General features: G+C 44.7%; 16 protein-coding genes. 15 read left to right on the forward strand and 1 reads right to left on the reverse strand.

What is annotated here, in order from left to right; translation table 11 throughout:
• Positions 1-91: 91 nt before the first annotated feature.
• From sucD to cbiM, 15 genes are all read left to right on the forward strand, one after another.
• The gene (sucD, locus tag HQK80_10710) at positions 92-970 is read left to right on the forward strand and encodes a succinate--CoA ligase subunit alpha (GenBank protein ID MBF0222678.1); all 879 of its coding nucleotides are present in this window, start codon (positions 92-94) and stop codon (positions 968-970) included.
• A gap of 12 nt (positions 971-982) precedes the next feature.
• Positions 983-1,396, forward strand: a complete 414-nt coding sequence (locus HQK80_10715) for a cobalamin B12-binding domain-containing protein (protein MBF0222679.1) — start codon at positions 983-985, stop codon at positions 1,394-1,396.
• Complete coding sequence (gene meaB / locus HQK80_10720) at positions 1,347-2,321, forward strand: methylmalonyl Co-A mutase-associated GTPase MeaB (protein ID MBF0222680.1); 975 nt, start codon at positions 1,347-1,349, stop codon at positions 2,319-2,321. The genes HQK80_10715 and meaB overlap by 50 nt, the downstream gene beginning before the upstream one ends.
• Complete coding sequence (locus HQK80_10725; GenBank protein ID MBF0222681.1) at positions 2,318-3,961, forward strand: methylmalonyl-CoA mutase family protein; 1,644 nt, start codon at positions 2,318-2,320, stop codon at positions 3,959-3,961. The genes meaB and HQK80_10725 overlap by 4 nt, the downstream gene beginning before the upstream one ends.
• Positions 3,962-4,058: 97 nt before the next feature.
• Positions 4,059-5,564, forward strand: a complete 1,506-nt coding sequence (locus tag HQK80_10730) for an acyl-CoA carboxylase subunit beta (GenBank protein MBF0222682.1) — start codon at positions 4,059-4,061, stop codon at positions 5,562-5,564.
• A gap of 8 nt (positions 5,565-5,572) precedes the next feature.
• On the forward strand, positions 5,573-7,582 hold the full coding sequence (locus HQK80_10735; GenBank protein ID MBF0222683.1) for an acetyl/propionyl/methylcrotonyl-CoA carboxylase subunit alpha: 2,010 nt from the start codon (positions 5,573-5,575) through the stop codon (positions 7,580-7,582).
• Between the two features lie 20 nt (positions 7,583-7,602).
• The gene (gene mce / locus HQK80_10740) at positions 7,603-8,001 is read left to right on the forward strand and encodes a methylmalonyl-CoA epimerase (GenBank protein MBF0222684.1); all 399 of its coding nucleotides are present in this window, start codon (positions 7,603-7,605) and stop codon (positions 7,999-8,001) included.
• A 23-nt stretch (positions 8,002-8,024) separates the two neighbouring features.
• Positions 8,025-9,389 (forward strand): 23S rRNA (uracil(1939)-C(5))-methyltransferase RlmD, encoded by a 1,365-nt coding sequence (gene rlmD / locus HQK80_10745; GenBank protein ID MBF0222685.1) that lies wholly within the window; start codon positions 8,025-8,027, stop codon positions 9,387-9,389.
• Between the two features lie 127 nt (positions 9,390-9,516).
• Positions 9,517-10,065, forward strand: a complete 549-nt coding sequence (locus tag HQK80_10750; GenBank protein ID MBF0222686.1) for a hypothetical protein — start codon at positions 9,517-9,519, stop codon at positions 10,063-10,065.
• 18 nt (positions 10,066-10,083) lie between these two features.
• A complete protein-coding gene (cbiQ, locus tag HQK80_10755; protein ID MBF0222687.1) occupies positions 10,084-11,001 on the forward strand; it encodes a cobalt ECF transporter T component CbiQ in 918 nt (305 codons plus the stop codon).
• Between the two features lie 22 nt (positions 11,002-11,023).
• Positions 11,024-12,631 carry an ABC transporter ATP-binding protein gene (locus HQK80_10760; GenBank protein MBF0222688.1) on the forward strand — a complete coding sequence of 536 codons (1,608 nt, stop codon included), beginning with the start codon at positions 11,024-11,026 and terminating at the stop codon, positions 12,629-12,631.
• A 1-nt stretch (position 12,632) separates the two neighbouring features.
• The gene (locus tag HQK80_10765) at positions 12,633-13,004 is read left to right on the forward strand and encodes a hypothetical protein (protein ID MBF0222689.1); all 372 of its coding nucleotides are present in this window, start codon (positions 12,633-12,635) and stop codon (positions 13,002-13,004) included.
• Positions 13,005-13,027: 23 nt separating this feature from the next.
• Positions 13,028-13,969, forward strand: a complete 942-nt coding sequence (locus HQK80_10770; GenBank protein ID MBF0222690.1) for an aldolase catalytic domain-containing protein — start codon at positions 13,028-13,030, stop codon at positions 13,967-13,969.
• Positions 13,970-13,984: 15 nt separating this feature from the next.
• Entirely contained in the window at positions 13,985-14,470 is a 486-nt protein-coding gene (locus HQK80_10775; GenBank protein ID MBF0222691.1) for a hypothetical protein, read from the forward strand.
• Positions 14,471-14,478: 8 nt separating this feature from the next.
• Complete coding sequence (gene cbiM / locus HQK80_10780) at positions 14,479-15,084, forward strand: cobalt transporter CbiM (GenBank protein ID MBF0222692.1); 606 nt, start codon at positions 14,479-14,481, stop codon at positions 15,082-15,084.
• A 77-nt stretch (positions 15,085-15,161) separates the two neighbouring features.
• Here cbiM and HQK80_10785 read toward each other — a convergent pair whose 3' ends face one another.
• Positions 15,162-17,708: a PAS domain S-box protein gene (locus tag HQK80_10785; protein ID MBF0222693.1), complete on the reverse strand. Its 2,547-nt coding sequence runs from the start codon at positions 17,706-17,708 to the stop codon at positions 15,162-15,164.
• Positions 17,709-17,935: the final 227 nt, after the last annotated feature.

Genomic DNA, 17,935 nt, shown 5'->3' on the forward strand with positions numbered 1-17,935 from the left:
TTCTGGCTGACAGCGGGTTGAACATAATTACCGCAACAGATCTGCATGACGCCGCCCAAAAAGTATCACATATTGTTAGCGGAGGTGTCAGTTGAGCATTTTTGTCGGCAGTCAGACCAGGGTGGTTGTCCAGGGTATAACCGGTAAGGAAGGTCAGTTCCACGCCACGCAGTGCATTGAATATGGTACTCAGGTGGTTGCTGGGGTTACCCCCGGTAAAGGTGGTCAGTTTGTAGGTACTGTACCTGTTTTTAATACTGTTGAGGAGGCAAAAGAGGCCACTTCAGCAAACTGTTCCCTTATTTTTGTCCCCCCGGCCTTTGCAGCAGATGCAATACTGGAAGCTGTTGATGCCGAACTTGACCTTATAGTTGCTATAACCGAGGGCATCCCTCAGCTTGATATGCTGAAAGTGAAACATATGCTTAAGGCTAAGCGCAGTCGGCTTATTGGCCCGAACTGCCCAGGCATTATAACACCTGGCCAGTGTAAAGTTGGCATCATGCCCGGCAAAATTCACAAAAGCGGTGGTCCTATCGGAGTTGTCTCCCGTTCCGGCACCCTAACCTATGAGGTTGTTAATCAATTGACCCAGCAAGGTATTGGCCAGACCACCTGCGTCGGTATTGGCGGGGATCCAGTAAATGGCACAAATTTTATAGATTGTTTAGAGGCCTTTGAGAACGATCCGGAAACAAAAGGAGTTGTTATGGTTGGCGAGATTGGCGGTACGGCCGAGGAAGAGGCTTGCCGATTTATAGCTGAGCATGTATCCAAACCAGTGGTCGGATTTATTGCCGGGTTGACGGCGCCACCAGGAAGACGTATGGGCCACGCCGGTGCAATCGTCAGTGGTGGAAGCGGCACTGCCGAGGCCAAGATTGAGGCCATGAAGGCAAGTGGGATTAACGTCTGTGAAAATCTTGGTTCCCTCGGGGCTTTTTGTCTTGGTGTCTTTAGGAATATTTGAGGATTAAAAGTTATGACAAGAAAAGATAAAATATACAGAGTTCTTGTTGCCAAACCCGGTTTAGATGGTCATGACCGTGGAGCAAAGTATATTGCTCGGGCCTTGCGTGATGAAGGTTTTGAAGTCATATATACCGGCATTCGCAGAACGCCGGCCGAGATTGCAGCTGCAGCGGTGCAGGAAGATGTTTCGGCCATTGGCCTGTCATCACTTTCTGGTGCTCATATGAACTTGTTTCCTGCTGTTATTGACGAGCTTAAGAAACTTGGTGCGGGAGATATCCCTGTACTTGGCGGCGGAGTAATTCCGCAAGAGGATATTGCGCTTTTAAAAGAGGCCGGGATTGTATCGCTTTTTACACCCGGAACCTCAGTGGATGTTATCATCGCAGCGTTCCGAAATGCCTGTGAGTCCTGCGGTAAGTAATTTTATGGATCGCACTGCTGATATTCTGGCCGGGATTGATCGTAGAAGTCCACGTGCTATTGCCAGGGCAATCTCATTAGTTGAAAACGGTGATACCTGTGCGGCTGAAATTTTAGCAGGTCTTAACACCGATTCGTCAGCATATATTGTTTTGGGAATTACCGGCCCCCCTGGTGCCGGTAAATCGACTTTAACCGATTCCTTGATCAGTTATTTCCGCAGCGAAAATAAGCGAGTTGGTGTCATCGCAGTTGATCCTTCCTCGCCACTTACAGGTGGTGCGATATTAGGTGACCGCATTCGCATGATGAAGCATGCCACCGATGTTGATGTTGTCATGCGATCAATGGCAACCCGGGGCCGTCTTGGCGGAATTTGCAATGCAACAGGTGCGGCGGTTCGGATAATGGCAAGTTCCGGTTGTGAGATTGTTCTTATTGAAACTGTTGGTGTCGGGCAGTCCGAAATCGATGTTATCGGTCTTGCCGATCAAACGATAATGGTCTTAGCTCCCGGACTTGGCGATGATATTCAGGCAATGAAGGCGGGAATTCTGGAAGTCGCTGATTTTGTAGCTGTCAACAAGGCTGATCTGCCTGGATCTGATACTCTGATCATGGAAATGGAGCAGGTATTTCGTGACCGCGGTGTTGCAGATACCTCGGTAGTTGATCGGGTTTACGCAACTATTGCCCCAGAGGGCAAGGGGGTTGCTGAACTGGTTAGCGCAGTTGATGCCTTAGAAGCGCATCTTTGTCAAAGCGGCCGGAAAGATCGGCAAAGACGTGATAAATTTAATAAACAAGTACTTGATTGGAGCCTTGAGCTTATAAAACCTGAGCTTGAATCAGAAATTATCCGGGGAAACTATCCTGTGACGGGAGACCCCCGACAGTATGCCCAGCAGCTTGTGAGAAAATTATGACCAACCATAAAGAGTATACAGCATGGCAGGAAAATGAACTTGCCAGTAGTCTCAAACGCTTTCCTGAACGAAAAGACATATTTACGAATCATGGCGGCAATGAGGTTGTACGAGTTGCCGTACCTTCCCAGATTGATGATACCTATGTCGAAAATATCGGTTTTCCAGGACGCTATCCCTATACTCGTGGTGTGCAACCGACCATGTACCGCGGACGATTTTGGACGATGCGTCAGTATGCCGGTTTTTCAACTGCGTCTGAATCGAATAAACGATATCGGTATCTACTCGACCAAGGCACGACTGGACTTTCAGTGGCCTTTGATCTTCCGACTCAGATTGGATACGACTCTGATCATGAGTTAAGTTATGGTGAGGTCGGCAAGGTTGGTGTCGCCATTGATACCTTGGCCGATATGGAGATGCTTTTCGACCAGATACCTCTGGACAAGGTTTCCACCTCCATGACCATCAATTCGCCTGCTGCTGTTCTTCTGGCAATGTATGTTGCAGTTGCAGAAAAACAGGGTGTAGACTCCCGGAAGCTCAACGGTACAATTCAAAATGATATATTGAAAGAGTATGTCGCAAGGGGAACCTATATATTCCCACCGGAACCAAGTGTGCGGATTATCACGGATATTTTTAAATGGTGTAGTGAGAAACTGCCCTCATTTAATACCATATCAATCTCCGGGTATCATATTCGTGAGGCCGGTTCAACGGCCACCCAGGAGGTCGCCTTTACCCTGGCCAATGCGGTAACCTATGTTCAGGCAGCCTTGGATGCTGGACTTGAGGTTGACTCCTTTGCCCGTCGTTTAGCTTTTTTCTTTAATGCCTCGTCTGATCTGCTTGAAGAAGTTGCTAAATTCAGAGCGGCCCGCCGAATTTGGGCTAGAATAATGAAAGAAAAATTTTCCGCCAAAAATCCAGCCAGCATGATGATGCGCTTTCATACGCAAACTGCCGGTAACACGCTTACCGCCCAACAGATTGATAATAATATCGTTCGCGTCACAATCCAGGCCTTAGCTGCTGTACTTGGCGGCACACAGTCACTTCACACCAACTCAAAAGACGAGGCCCTTTCACTGCCCACCGAGGAGAGCGTGCGGACAGCGCTGCGCACCCAACAGGTCATTGCCCATGAATCCGGCGTTGCCAGTACTGTCGACCCGTTGGCAGGTTCCTATTATATTGAAAGCCTCACCGATACAATTGAACGGGATGCCTTGGAGCTTATGGCTAAAATCGAGCAGGGTGGGGGAGTTGTTGCCTGCATTGAGAAAGGTTTTATTCAGCGTCAGATTGAAAATTCTGCCTATGAGTATCAGCAGGAGATTGAAAAAAATGAACGGATTATTGTTGGCTTAAACCAATTTCAGGTTGAGGAAACCGCAAAACCGGCCTTGCTGAAAGTTGATCCCTCTGTTGGCGACACCCAGGTCAAAAGTCTGCAGCATATAAGGTCCAACCGGGATAACAAAAAAGTGGCGTCGTCATTGGCGGGTTTAAAAATAGCAGCAGAAGGAGAAGAAAACCTTATGCCGCATATTCTTGATGCTGTTCGCGAGTATGCCTCCCTTGGAGAGATTTGCGGGGTGTTACGGAAAGTTTTTGGGGAATATAGAGGGTGATCGCAACCTTTTTAATTTTTAACTGCCGATAAAGTCGGCTTTAAGGAGTGTCATTGTGGAATGGCGGGAAAATGATAATCTGACAACATTAGGCATCATGAAGGACAAAGCCCTTCAGGGTGGTGGTGCAAAACGGATTGAGGTCCAGCACAAAAAACATAAGCTGACTGCACGTGAACGAATTGATCTTTTGCTCGATCAGGGCTCTTTCGAGGAGTTTGATATCCTGAAAACAGGTCAAGGCGCCTGTGGTGAGGCTGAATATCCAGGCGATGGTGTTATAACCGGTCATGGTACAATCGACGGTCGTGAGGTTTGCGTTTTTTCACAGGATTTTACTATTCTTGGCGGCTCACTTGGTGAAGCGCATTCCGCCAAGATCTGTAAAATTATGGATCACGCAGTACGTGTCGGGGCGCCCATTATCGGTTTAAACGATTCCGGTGGCGCTCGTATTCAGGAAGGTGTTGATTCCTTGGCAGCCTATGGTGAGATATTCAGCCGTAATGTGCTGGCAAGTGGTGTTGTGCCACAGATCTCCTGTATTATGGGGCCCTGTGCTGGCGGCGCGGTCTACAGCCCGGCCATGACAGACTTTACCTTCATGGTTGAAAGTTCGTCATTTATGTTTGTCACCGGGCCTAACGTCGTCAAGACTGTAACCCATCAGGATATCAGTGCCGAGGATCTTGGTGGCGCCACTGTGCATAATGAAAAAAGCGGTGTTGCCCATTTTGCCTTGCCAAACGATATATTATGTCTGCGCGAAGTTCGTCGATTAATAAACTACCTGCCGTCCAATAACACCCAGACAGCGCCTATTCTTGATCTAAGAGATCCTCTTGATCGAGTTGACCCGGCTCTGGATTATCTGATTCCAGCCAATCCACATCAAAGTTATGATATGAAAATTCTGATTACCTCAATTCTTGACGGTGCAGAATTTTTAGAGATCCAGCCCCATTTTGCCAAAAATATTATTGTTGGTTTTGGCCGTTTAGGTGGACAGACCATCGGTCTTATTGCCAATCAGCCGGCTGTTCTTGCCGGGGTTCTTGATGTTAATGCCTCGTCAAAGGCGGCCCGCTTTGTAAGGTTTTGTGACTCTTTTAATATCCCCATAGTGACCTTGGTTGATGTGCCGGGATTTATGCCAGGTCCTGAGCAGGAACATGGCGGTATAATCCGACATGGCGCCAAGCTCCTTTACGCCTTTGTTGAGGCAACTGTGCCGCGAATTACCGTGATTTTACGTAAGGCCTACGGCGGTGCTTACGTGGTAATGAACTCCAAGCATATTCGCTGTGATATCAACTATGCCTGGCCATCTGCAGAGATCGCCGTTTTAGGGCCGAAGGGCGCTTCAGAAATTATCTACAAGAAAGAGATTGATGCCGCTGCTGATCCTGCCGCACTCCTGGAACAAAAATCTGAAGAGTACAGAAAAGTGTTTGCCAATCCCTTTTTGGCTGCCCAGAAAGGGTACATTGATGACGTAATAACGCCAAGTTCTACAAGAACACGTCTGATCCGCAGTCTGCAATTTCTTGAGAATAAATCTACTCAAAATCCAAGCCGCAAGCACGGCAATATCCCACTGTGAGTTTTCCTATGTTTGATAAAATACTTATTGCTAACCGAGGTGAAATTGCTGTTCGAGTAATTCAAACCTGTAAACGACTTGGTGTTAAAACCGTTGCTGTCTTTTCAGATATTGATTCGAGGTCACTGCACGTTCGTGAAGCTGATGAGGCAGTATATCTTGGTCCGGCACCGTCAGAACAGTCCTATCTGCTAAAAGATAAAATTATTGAGCAGGCCTTAAAGCTTAACTGCCAGGCTATTCATCCGGGGTATGGCTTCTTGTCTGAAAATGCTCAGTTTGCCCAGATGGTTATCGATGCCGGGCTGGTTTTTATTGGTCCACCTCCAAAGGTTATTGAGAAACTTGGTGATAAGATTGAGGCAAAAGCAGTTGCCATTAAAGCCGGTGTTCCGGTTGTGCCAGGACACAATGAGCCTGTTTCCGACCCTGCTGATCTGGAGGCCATCGCTGACAGGATAGGGTACCCTATCCTGCTTAAACCTGCCGCCGGAGGTGGTGGGCGCGGAATGCGAATAGTTCATGCCAAAGACGAACTGGCAGCTGCTTTCAAGGCTGGTCAGGAGGAAACCCGTAAGGCTTTTGCTGATGATAAGCTTTTTGTTGAACGTTTTGTTGAGAATCCTCGTCATATTGAGATTCAGATCATGGCTGATTCCCATGGTAACGTTGTCTATCTTGGCGAACGAGAATGCTCTATTCAGCGGCGTTATCAGAAAGTGATTGAAGAAGCACCGTCAATTGCCTTAACCCCCGAAATGCGAAAGCGGATCGGTGAACTGGCCTGTTCTTTGTCAAAAGAAGCGGGGTATGTTAATGCGGGTACGGTTGAGTTTATTCTTGACGCACACGGTGATTTTTTCTTTTTAGAGATGAATACCAGGTTGCAGGTTGAGCATCCTGTGACCGAACTTATAACCGGCAAAGACCTGGTGGAAATTCAACTTGAAGTTGCCTCCGGCCAAGCACTTGCCTTTACCCAGGATGAGATTGTTTTAAATGGATGGGCCTTTGAAGCACGGATTTGTGCTGAAGACCCGGAAAGGAACTTTCTGCCTTCAACTGGTTTGATAACCCGCTATTCCGAACCACGCGGAGAAGGCGTGCGACTTGACTCAGGGATTAGCGCCGGGAGTAATGTCAGTGTCTATTATGATTCCATGCTTGCCAAGGTGATCAGTTATGGCAAAGATCGGGAAGAGGCACGTCGGCGTTTAATAAGCGCTCTTAATGGATTTCACCTTGAAGGCGTCATTACTAATGTTGATTTTTCAAATGCAATCTTAAACCACCCGGCCTTTATTAAAGGTGATTTAACCACTCATTTTATTGAAGACCATTTTGATCAGGGAACAATGAAAATTGATCCTCCTATGGATCAATTAGAGAAAATGGTAATTGCCGCCACCCTTGTTTATCATAATCGTAAAAACCTGGTTAGGGTCTCCCTTAGGCCGATGATCTCCAAGGTTGGGCCAGAGCATCGTAAAGATGGATGGATTCACTACGTTGTAAAGGGGCTTAAGAATGTCTTTACCATCAAACTCAAGGGCAATATTGATTCAAAACAGTGGGAAGTTGAGGTTAACAGTAACTCCTATCACGTTGTCACTCCTTCATTTGAGTTCTTCCGTCGTCGTCTTAAGCTAACAATCAATGATACGATCGAGTATTTTCGTCTACAGTATAAGGAAAACTTTATCTGGAGTTCATTTTGCGGGATTTCCCGTAATTTTGAAGTGTATACGCCAAGGGAATGGGAACTCTCCAGCTATATGCCACTGGAAAGAAAGTCTGTGAAGGATAATATCCTCAGAGCTCCAATGCCTGGTTTGATTGTTGATGTTACTGTTAAGCCTGGTGATCAAGTTTTTCGGGGGCAGGATCTGGTTATTATTGAGTCCATGAAGATGGAAAGTGGCGTTGCATCGCCTTGCGATGGTCAGGTTGATGAGGTGAAAACCAGCTCTGGGCAGGCAGTTGAATCAGGCGATGTGCTCATTACCTTTGTTAAATGAATAGTGGAAGGGAAGCTGTAATGGTTAAAAAGATCGATCACATCGGCATTGCCGTAAAATCTATTGATGCAGCCCGCAAATTTTACGAAGATGCCCTGGGGCTTGTCTGTGAAAAAATTGAAACAGTTGATTCTCAGAAAGTAAAAACGGCTTTTTTTTCAATTGGCGATACGCATATCGAGCTGCTTGAAGCAACGGATCAGGACAGTCCTGTTGCTAAATTTATTGAAAAAAATGGAGAGGGTGTTCATCATATTGCCTATGCCTGTGACGATATCAAGCTGCAGTTAGAACAAGCCAAACAGGCTGGAGTTAAACTGATTCACGAGGAGCCAGTTGTTGGAGCCGGTGGCAAAAAAGTTGCCTTCCTCCACCCAAAATCATCATATGGAGTGCTGACTGAATTTTGTACGAAATAAGTGTATTCAGTAACTGATAAAATGTGAAAAAAGAAAGACATAGTGTTGAAATTGAAAAAATTGTGCTTGGCGGTCAGGGGCTTGCGCGACTGCCGGACGGACTTGTGGTGTTGGTTGACTCTGTTCTTCCAGGTGAAACAGTTACAATTGAACTCTCTTCCAAAAAGAAGCAGTACGCACAGGCAAAATTGCTTGAAGTTGTTGAATCATCTCCCCATCGGATTGTGCCACCGTGCAAGTATTACGCTGACTGCGGCGGGTGCGATCTGCAGCATTTCTCCTATACCTCCCAACTTGCAGTTAAAAATAACTGCTTTACAGACACGGTAGAACGAGCGCTTGGGGCAGAGCTCTTTTCTGCCATTCAAATTGAGCCTGTACTTAGCTCTGTTAATGAATTTTATTATCGGCAAAGAATCAGGCTGCAACGAGATAGGTACGGTGAGCTTGGTTTCTATAAAAAAGGCAGTCATGATGTGGTCGATATTGATTCGTGTCTGCTGGCAGTAGCTGAAATTAATTCTGTCTTATCATCGTTAAAAGAGTGCGCTCATCGTAGTTTGATTGAAAACGCCGTCGCTGTGGAACTTAACTACAGTCCTCTGGATGGCAAGGTTATCATCATCGTCCATCTCGCGCGAAAACCACGAGCGACAGACATCGCATCGGCTAAAAAAATTGCTGATGAGATTGCTCTGGTTAAATCGGTATGGATCGCAGTTGAGGGCTTTTCGTTAAATGGTCCATATCTATCGGGTGCTAATGGCGATACCCTGTCCGCTCAAACAATTGAGTTTTTGCTTGAAGGTGCATCTCAGAGTGAAAAACTAAAATTTAGCATTGAACCTGGCGGTTTTTGTCAGGTTAATTTGGAGCAGAACCAGCGGCTTGTTAGCCTTTTACTGGATTGGGTGCGAGAGTGTAGTGTACATGGAAGGGTCTTAGATCTGTTTTCCGGAATGGGAAATTTTTCATTACCCCTGGCACAATTGGGTCTTGAGGTAATGGCAACCGACGTTCAACGAGCCGCTATTCGAAGCGGTCAGCTAAACGCCGACCGGAACAACATCATAAGTTGTTCGTTTGCGCGCAGCGATGCCTTTAGTGCTATCAAGAAGCTCGCAAAGGATTCTGAAAAATTTGAGCTGATACTGCTTGATCCTCCCAGGCAGGGTTGTAAAAATATTACCCAATATTTGCCAGCCCTAGGAGCTGAGTACATTATTTACATCTCATGTGATCCTGCTACGTTGGCCAGGGATTTAGCCCATCTCTCAAAAATTGGCTATTCAATTAAAAAATGCCGTGCCGTAGACATGTTTCCTCAAACCCATCATATTGAGTCAATTTCGTTATTAAAGAGAGATTTGTCACACTGTGGAGATTGATTCACCTCTAATTGAAATTCAGCCTGTCTTGTTGATCAAGATGGTTAAAAGTAGGCTTTTGATTTGCGCGAATCCGTGTTAATAACTACATTCCTTGAGCTTTTAAATTCTTAAAGGGTTTTACTGTATGTTAAAGTCTATTCTCTTAATACTATTAGCCATAACGTCTCTCACGACCACTAAGGCCTTGTCCCATATTGAGCACGGTGGAATGCCCGACTCCGTAGCGGAGATGGAGTACCGGATTTTACTTGAGTTCGAGCCCCTAAAGCATGATGTCCGCAATAAACTCGGAAACGTTTTGTTGCGCCTGAAAAAATTCAAGGAAGCGAAGGATGAGTTCCTGATAGTCCTTGCTGAAGAGCCGAATGATTTGCAAGCTCAAATTGGTTTGGGGCAGATTTTAATGCATGAGGAAAAGTGGCTGGAGGCTGAAAATACGTTTCTTGGACTCCAGAAAAGGTATTCTGAAAATATCGAACTGTCATATCTTCTTGGTACTCTTTATAAAGACACTGGAAAAATACCTGAGGCGGAACAGATTTTTGTTAACCTGCTGAAAAAAGTTCAATTCGATCAAGGTGAAGAGTCTACCCATTGGCTTGAGAAAATTACTGAGGTTCTTGCTGATATTAAAAAGAAAGCTGAAGTTCCCTCCAGTAACTCTTCCTTGTAAGTCAATCTTTCCCACAACATGCAGCATTATCAAATAGTTCATCTTTCATTTATGGAACTTATTGTTCCTTTCGCTGTCTTAATGGCAGTAGTTTCTTACTTTATTCTGTCTAAAAAACCGTATACAGACGATAGTTCAGGCCAGAAGGCGGATTGGAGCGTGCCGAGTATTGATAAATATGCTCAAGGCGACTCTTTGTTTCATTTATGGGATGCTCGATTAAAAATATTCTCACTGATGGTCTATATTTTTGTGGTGTCATCTCTGGGTACTGTCCCGATATGCCTGGCAGCAGTTGTTATTTCGGTAATAGCTCTGCTGATTGCAGGTATTCCATGGCAACGCTCCTTAAATCGTCTTAAGGCGATGTCGGGTTTTCTGGTTATGTTTCTCCTGATTTTGCCGTTTACCGTTAAAGGCATTGAGGGAGAAAAACTATTTGTGATTGGCGGGATCGAAAGTTTGCCATTTCATTCAAGTGGTTTTCTGAAGGCGTCTATTATAATACTAAAAGCTTCAGCCATTGCCCTATTGATGGAACCGTTGTTTTCCACATCGCCATTTCCTGTGACGCTTTTGGCAATTTCACGACTCGGTATGCCGGTGGTAATCTGTCAAATGATACTGTTGTCGCACCGATATATACATGTTTTTCTCCAAGAGATGAGGCGTATGTATCGCGGGATGAAGGTCAGAGGGTTTCGTAAGCGAACCGACTTGGAAACCTTACGTTCTCTCGGAAATCTTCTCGGTATGCTTATTGTTCGTTCTTTTGATCGGACTCAGCGGGTGTACGATGCAATGTTGAGTCGTGGTTACTGCGGAGTTTTTCCAACATACACTCAGTTTTCGGCAAAACGTAATGATTGGCATAAATCTATTTGCTGTTTGATGTTGGCAGGTGTTTTACTGTTTTTCGATAGTTTTGTTTACTGATTCTTTGTTAAATCGAATTTATATGCATCTACTAACATCTCAAAGCAAATTACCCCGAAATCGACTGCCATTGTTTTCTCTGGATAACCTTTCATTCAGTTACCCAGACGGTAAACCGGCTCTTGATGGAGTCACTTTGAAAATTTATCATGGTGATCGGATTGCCCTGCTTGGTCAGAATGGTTCTGGGAAAACAACCCTTGCCAAACATCTAAATGGCATCCATATGCCTTCAGGTGGCAAAATTTCTTATAAGGGTAACAATCTAAAGCATCAGATTGATGCCATTCGACTTGAGGTTGGTGTTCTATTTCAGGATCCAGACGATCATCTTTTCTGCTCAACCCTCTATGAAGATATTGCCTTTGGTCCGATGAACCAGGGCTTGCCCGAAAATCTTGTCGACCAGAGGGTGCGTGCGGCAGCTAAAGCTGCAGAGCTTGAGGCCTATCTCTTTAAACCGGCGCATCTATTGAGTTATGGCCAGAAGAAACGAGCGGCCTTTGCAGCTGTTATGGCCATGGAACCGGCAATACTTATCCTTGATGAACCTACGGCGAATCTGGATCCGAAACACGAACAGATATTCAAAGATCAGTTAAGTCGATATCAAGGCACCCTGATCTGCATAAATCATGATCTTATATTCCTTTATGGTCTGTGTGATCGTGCGGTGGTTATGTCTGTCGGAAAAATTCATCATGATTATGCCTTTAATGATTTGCTAACGCATAAAGCCTCTCTGCGTGAGCACGGGCTTGATTTTTCATTTAGATTTCAATGCTGTGGTGGTCATGCTGGTCACCGTCATGACCACGGGGGCAACCAGGCGCTGCCGCAGGGCGCCGGCTCAGAATCTACTGCGAACGCAGTCATAGAGTTAACTGATTATAGCTATAGATATCCAGACGGAACTAGCGGATTGGATGGCGTCAATATAACTGTTTCCGAAGGTGATAAAGTAGCTCTTATCGGTGAAAATGGTGCCGGGAAGTCAACACTTGCCTGCGTTTTGCTTGGCACTATAAGTGGTGTTGGTTCTTATTCGTATCAAGGTGTTCCTGTGACTCCCAGGGGTAGAAAGGGATTATGGGGAAATATTGGGATGGTCTTTCAAGACTCCGCTGATCAGCTTTTCTGCTCATCCTGCTGGGATGAAATAGCCTTTGGCCCTCGGCAGTTAGGCTGTTCGGTTGATGAAATTGATAGTCGTGTTACTGCTGCTCTAGAGATGGTTAAGCTGGTCGGTTACGATAAACGTGTTCCTCTCAATATGAGCGGAGGTGAACGTAAACGTCTAGCTATAGCCGCAGTTCTTAGTATGAACCCGCAAGTTTTGATTCTTGATGAACCGACGGCAGGTCTGGATCCACACGGTGAAGAGATTTTGCTCGAAATTTTAAAAAGGCTGCCCGTTACGCTACTTCTGGTCACCCACGACCTGTTTTTTCTCAGAGAATTAACTGCGCGGACTGTTGTTATGCATCAGGGCAAGGTTATTCGAAACTATTCGACCACTGAGTTCCTGGCTGATTCGCATCTTGAATCGCTTAATCAGCTTGATTTTACCTATAAGAATCATTGCAGCCATGAGATAATGGCGATGCAGTCTACGAACTTCGGAGCATAGTATGAGTTGTTTTGTTCATTCAAAGGTAATTGAGTATGCAGTTGCTCAGAAGGTGCCGATAGTTGTCGGGGCCTTGACACCAACTGAAGTTTTTACAGCCTGGAGTGCCGGCGCTACCATGGTTAAGGTCTTTCCATGCAATGCAATGGGGGGCGCGGATTATATCAAGAGTTTGCGAGGTCCCTTTGATCAGATACCCCTGGTAGCTGTTGGTGGTGTAACTCTTGAGACGGTTGTGAAATATTTTGATGCAGGCGCAAAGGCTGTCGGTGTATCTTCTGAGCTCTTTGGCCTGGAAGCATTAAGAGAAAAAAACATAAAGAAGTTGACCAAAAACGTAAAAAATTTTATTGGGAATGTTTCACATATATAATTCATTTAGATGCAGGAGAAAAAATGTACAGACCAGAAATAAAGGTGATTGATTGTACCGTGCGTGATGGCGGACTCATGAATAAATGGCAGTTTGATACAGAATTTGTCAAGCATGTCTATACGGCGCTTTCAGATGCCGGCGTTGACTATATGGAAATTGGCTATTTAAGTTCAGCAGGAGCCTTTGACGCTAAAGAATATGGCCCTTGGCGCTTCTGCCATGAAAAGGATCTTAAAAAAATTGTTGGCGATGGCGAGAAGACAATTAAACTGTCTGTCATGGCTGATATTGGCAGAATTGACTATCATGATATCCCTCCACGCACCGAAAGCTCGCTGGATATGATTCGTGTGGCCTGCTATGTTCATCAAATTGATGCTGCCATAGATTTGGCTCACCATTGTATCGATAAAGGATACGAAACCACAATTAACCTGATGGCGGTGTCAACTGTGGGGTTAAGAGAGTTAAATGAGGCGCTTGAGGATCTTGAAAAAAGCAAGGTGCCGATTATTTATCTGGTTGATTCTTTTGGGGCTTTTTATTCCGAGGATATTGATTCACTTGTTGCCAAATATAAGGAACGACTTCCCAATAAAATTATTGGGATTCATGCTCACAACAACCAGCAGCTTGCTTTTGCCAATACCATATCATCAATTATCAATGGCGTTAATTTCCTTGACGCAACATTGTATGGAATTGGCCGCGGGGCTGGAAACTGCCCGCTTGAAGTTCTCTTATCTTTCTTGAAAAACCCTAAATTTAGAACCAGGCCAATCATCCAATGCATTGAGCAGGAGATTCTGCCATGGTCTAAGAAGATCGATTGGGGCTATTCCGTGCCGTACATGATTTCTGGAACCATGAACCAGCATCCTCGTGCTGCAATGGCCCACATGGAATCTGAGCACAAGGAGAAGATTACTGATTTTTACGATGCGATGACTGTGAATGGCTGAAAACCAGCCTAGATAATGGGGTATTCTGGAATTCAACTGACGGAAGTTGGTACGTGGGGTAAAACAGCAGCACGATGTATCTGTTTAGTGTTTCTATTATGCCCCGCAGTTGCCTTTGCCCATAAAATTACTTTTATTGCCTATCAGGAAAAAAATAGTATTTTCTGTGAGAGTTTTTATGAAGACGGAAGGCCTGTAGCTGATGGTAGTATAAAAGTTTTAACTAACGAAGGCGTTGTAATTCTAACCGGTAAAACCGATCTTCATGGTATGTTTCAATTCCCCTATCAAGGAGTTGGAGATTTGCAACTTACCCTTCAGTCGCACATGGGGCACAGCACGTCGATAGTTTTTAATGGTCAAACAAAAAATCAAACAACGTTGAGTGATCAGGCCTATTCAAAGCCAAAGTTGTCAAAGATAGTAGTTGGAATTTGTATTATATTTGGTCTGTTCGGGATAACGGCATACCTCATGTCCCAAAAAAATAGTAACGACTGAGGGTATAATTGCACGTATCGGACGGAGTTCTTTCACCAAGCATTATTATCGGCTCATACCTTGTGACGCTTGGACTTTCAGCCTGGAGTTCCAAAAAGGTTGCTTCTGCCGAACTGCCCAAAGTTGCAGTGGTGACATCATCTTTTTTCGTGGCCTCACTGATTCATATTCCTCTTGGTCCAACGAGTGTCCATTTGCTGCTTCCCGGTATTGTTGGCGTCCTGTTAGGTTCCGTTTCGTTTGTATCGATATTCGTCGGGCTTATTTTACAATGTATTTTGTTTCAGTTCGGGGGGGTAACTTCGCTTGGTGCAAATGCGCTCATGATGGGTATCCCGGCAATTATTTGTGGGGTGCTGTTTCAACGGTTTAGGGGTACGACACAACGATCCATTTGTATAGCCGGTGGCGTATTTGCGACTCTCGGCACAGTCTTTTCAGCAGTTCTTCTTGCTGGACTGTTGGCAACTGCGGGTGAGGATTTTTTTGCTGTCGCTAAATTTTCCTTATTGGCGCACATTCCTGTTTTCATAGTCGAAGGCGTTATCTCGGCTTTTACCATCTCTTTTCTATACCGTGTTAAACCCGAGTTGTTGCTGCGGGCTAAACCATAAGTGCAAGGCGGAATAGTAAATCATCATCAACAACCAGTGCTCCAATCAAAATTTCACCAATTTTCTATAAGTTTTGGTTAGCATGAAGCATCCATCACCTTCCTGATAAGCCGGAAAATAACTCCTTTAGTGAGTGGTTTCAGGGTAAACTCTTTTATTCCCAGAGCTTTTGCTGAAGCCTCATCAATAAGATTGCTGTAGCCTGTGCAGAGAATAATGGGTATGCCGGGCCGTATCTGCATTATCCGGCAGGCAAGATCAGAACCAGTCATCTCCGGCATGGTCTGATCAGTTATGATCAGATCAAATTCCTCTGGAGAGTTTTGAAATGTTGTTAATGCTTCAAGACTACTACGGCGTACGGTTACCTTATACCCCAGCCTGTCAAGCATATCCTTGCCCATCTCGGCGAGCAGCTCTTCGTCATCAATGAACAAGATACGTTCAATACCGGTAGGAATATCTTCAGACTCTTCCATCTCAGGCAAGGCTTCTTTTTCAATTACCGGAATGTAGGCACGGAAAGTCGATCCTTTTCCTAACTGGCTGTCAACAGTAATCGCCCCACCATACTCTTTCAGTATCCCGTGGATGATTGCCAGACCCATGCCTGTGCCTTTGCCAACTTCCTTGGTGGTAAAATATGGGTCGAATATCTTCTCGATAACATCCGGCCCTATGCCACTTCCTGTGTCGGTTACAGTAAGTTCAACGTATTCGCCAGTACTGAGATGCAAAAGCATGGTTTGATCATCCGCGTCGATGAAAGTAGTTTTTAAGGTAACTGCAAGTTCTCCACCTGTAGTTTCCATAGCATGATAGGCATTGGTGCAAAGATTCATCAAAATCTGATGTATCTGGGTTGGGTCAGCTAAAACAGTTCCACTAGTTGGGTCAATATCTTCAGTGATGCTTATCGTGGTTGGAATTGAAGATCTGAGCATCTTTAATCCCTCTTTAATAAGCGGCTGTATCTTTATTGGCAGACGATCAACTTGAGTCTGCCGACTAAAGGCAAGAATCTGTTTAACCAGATCCTTTGCCCTGTTAGCAGCACTTAAGACTTTCTCAAGGTCTTTTTGGTGTCTTGAGCCTGGAGGGACATCATCTTTTAACATCCCAGTATAACCGATTACCACTCCAAGAATATTATTGAAATCATGGGCTATGCCACCCGCCAGAGTTCCAATAGCCTCCATTTTCTGCGCTTGATTGAGACGCTTTTCAAGATTTGCCTTTTCTTGCACCGCTTGATTACGTTCAGTGATATCTCTTACAATATGAATTATCCCTATGACCTGTTTGTTTTCATCGAATCGTGGCAGTGCTCTTACTTCGACATATTTATTCAGGTGAGGTTCAAAAAAATCTACGACAGAAGGTTTTCCGCTTTCAAAAGCTTTTCTCCCAGGACATTTTTCACGAGGGCAGTTCGTTCCGTGGTAAAAAAGGTAACATTTCTGATTAAGGAGGTTTTGTTGGGATACTCCCAAAATTTTTTCAACCGCCTGGTTGCATCGAATGATGTTAAACTCTTTATCGTGGATTGTTATGGCATCATGCATGGTATCAAAAGTCTCTTCCCACTCGTGCTTCGCTTGAACAAGTTGGTCTTCCACCTGCTTACGTTCTGTTATGTCATGCGTGAAGCCAAAGGAGTGAACGGTTTCCCCTTTTTCGTCAATAATATCTTCTGATTTTTCCAGAACTGTTCTGACCTCGCCATTACTTCTGATAATTCTATGGATACACTCATAGGGCAGGTTATTGTTTATACAGTTGGTATAGGTTGTATCAACCATCGATCTGTCATCAGGATGTATCATATCTAAGAACGCTTCATAGGTTACCCGGAACTCCTGTGGCGTTCGACCAAATATTCGATATTGCTCAGCAGACCAGGTAAGAATGTTCTTTTTTATATCAAAATGCCAACTCCCAAGGTGGGCGATTTTTTGGGACTGGCTCAGGAGTTTCTCCTGAATTTGAAGGTCGTCCAAAGCACTTTTAAGGATTGATTTATTATTTTGAAAGTAGATAAGCAAAATGCCTAATGCAACAAACATTTCAAAGACTGAGGCAAGAAGGTAACCCCAGGGCGCAAACCAGGTGACTGGCCGCAGAAATGGGTAATTCATTTTATGAATACCCCAGAGAATGAATGAGTATCCTGTTAATGAGGCCCCGAAACCTCTAATCGGGGTTGAGCGCAAAAATGTACATCCTGTCCAGATATAAATTGCGCCAAGGAAGGTAAAAGTCGGTATTGTGAATAGAAGAAATGGTAATTTTGCATAACAGGCGCCTACAATCCATAACTGAATAGCAAGGGATACAATGAACCAGTATCCAGGCATCTTACGCCCAATAAACTCATAGGTACCCCATAAGAGAAAGACACCACTTATAAGGGTTGCAGATTGGTTAGCTATTATCAGTAAGGGGTGACTTGCTGTTTTCAGCATCAACATCATGAAAACATAACGGAGGGCATACAGCCACCACCCAATAGCCCATTTTTTTACACATGACTGTTTTTCGCTTACCGCGAGATATGAATAAACGACAGCAAGGGCTATTGTGCCAGTGAACGTTGCTACTACGGAGGGGAATAACCATACCATGGAATCTTCTCCCTGAAAGTTTGTAGATTTTGTGTAATCTTACTTAAGGCTATCACAATTCAGGCAACCTTTCAACAAGTACGTTTTAAACTGTATCACTCAACTTTCCGGGGTGGCATAACCCGTTGTTGTTTCGTGATTATTATCGCGTAGGTTGGGTTGATTTTATTTCATACTGCCAAGTTTGTTGGGTTTGAGGTGCTGGGAAATCAGTAAATAGTCTGTAT

It is taken from the genome of Desulfobulbaceae bacterium (genome assembly GCA_015231515.1).
Classification (GTDB): domain Bacteria; phylum Desulfobacterota; class Desulfobulbia; order Desulfobulbales; family VMSU01; genus JADGBM01.

Excerpts from the sequence above, each read along its gene's own strand:
- HQK80_10765 (MBF0222689.1), top strand. The coding sequence starts at position 12,633 with ATGAGTTGTTTTGTTCATTCAAAGGTAATTGAGTATGCAGTTGCTCAG.
- HQK80_10730 (MBF0222682.1), top strand. The coding sequence starts at position 4,059 with ATGAAGGACAAAGCCCTTCAGGGTGGTGGTGCAAAACGGATTGAGGTC.
- HQK80_10750 (MBF0222686.1), top strand. The coding sequence starts at position 9,517 with ATGTTAAAGTCTATTCTCTTAATACTATTAGCCATAACGTCTCTCACG.
- HQK80_10770 (MBF0222690.1), top strand. The coding sequence starts at position 13,028 with ATGTACAGACCAGAAATAAAGGTGATTGATTGTACCGTGCGTGATGGC.
- HQK80_10785 (MBF0222693.1), bottom strand. The coding sequence starts at position 17,708 with ATGGTATGGTTATTCCCCTCCGTAGTAGCAACGTTCACTGGCACAATA.
- HQK80_10735 (MBF0222683.1), top strand. The coding sequence starts at position 5,573 with ATGTTTGATAAAATACTTATTGCTAACCGAGGTGAAATTGCTGTTCGA.
- HQK80_10715 (MBF0222679.1), top strand. The coding sequence starts at position 983 with ATGACAAGAAAAGATAAAATATACAGAGTTCTTGTTGCCAAACCCGGT.
- HQK80_10775 (MBF0222691.1), top strand. The coding sequence starts at position 13,985 with ATGGGGTATTCTGGAATTCAACTGACGGAAGTTGGTACGTGGGGTAAA.
- meaB (MBF0222680.1), top strand. The coding sequence starts at position 1,347 with ATGTTATCATCGCAGCGTTCCGAAATGCCTGTGAGTCCTGCGGTAAGT.
- cbiQ (MBF0222687.1), top strand. The coding sequence starts at position 10,084 with ATGCAGCATTATCAAATAGTTCATCTTTCATTTATGGAACTTATTGTT.
- HQK80_10760 (MBF0222688.1), top strand. The coding sequence starts at position 11,024 with ATGCATCTACTAACATCTCAAAGCAAATTACCCCGAAATCGACTGCCA.
- HQK80_10725 (MBF0222681.1), top strand. The coding sequence starts at position 2,318 with ATGACCAACCATAAAGAGTATACAGCATGGCAGGAAAATGAACTTGCC.
- mce (MBF0222684.1), top strand. The coding sequence starts at position 7,603 with ATGGTTAAAAAGATCGATCACATCGGCATTGCCGTAAAATCTATTGAT.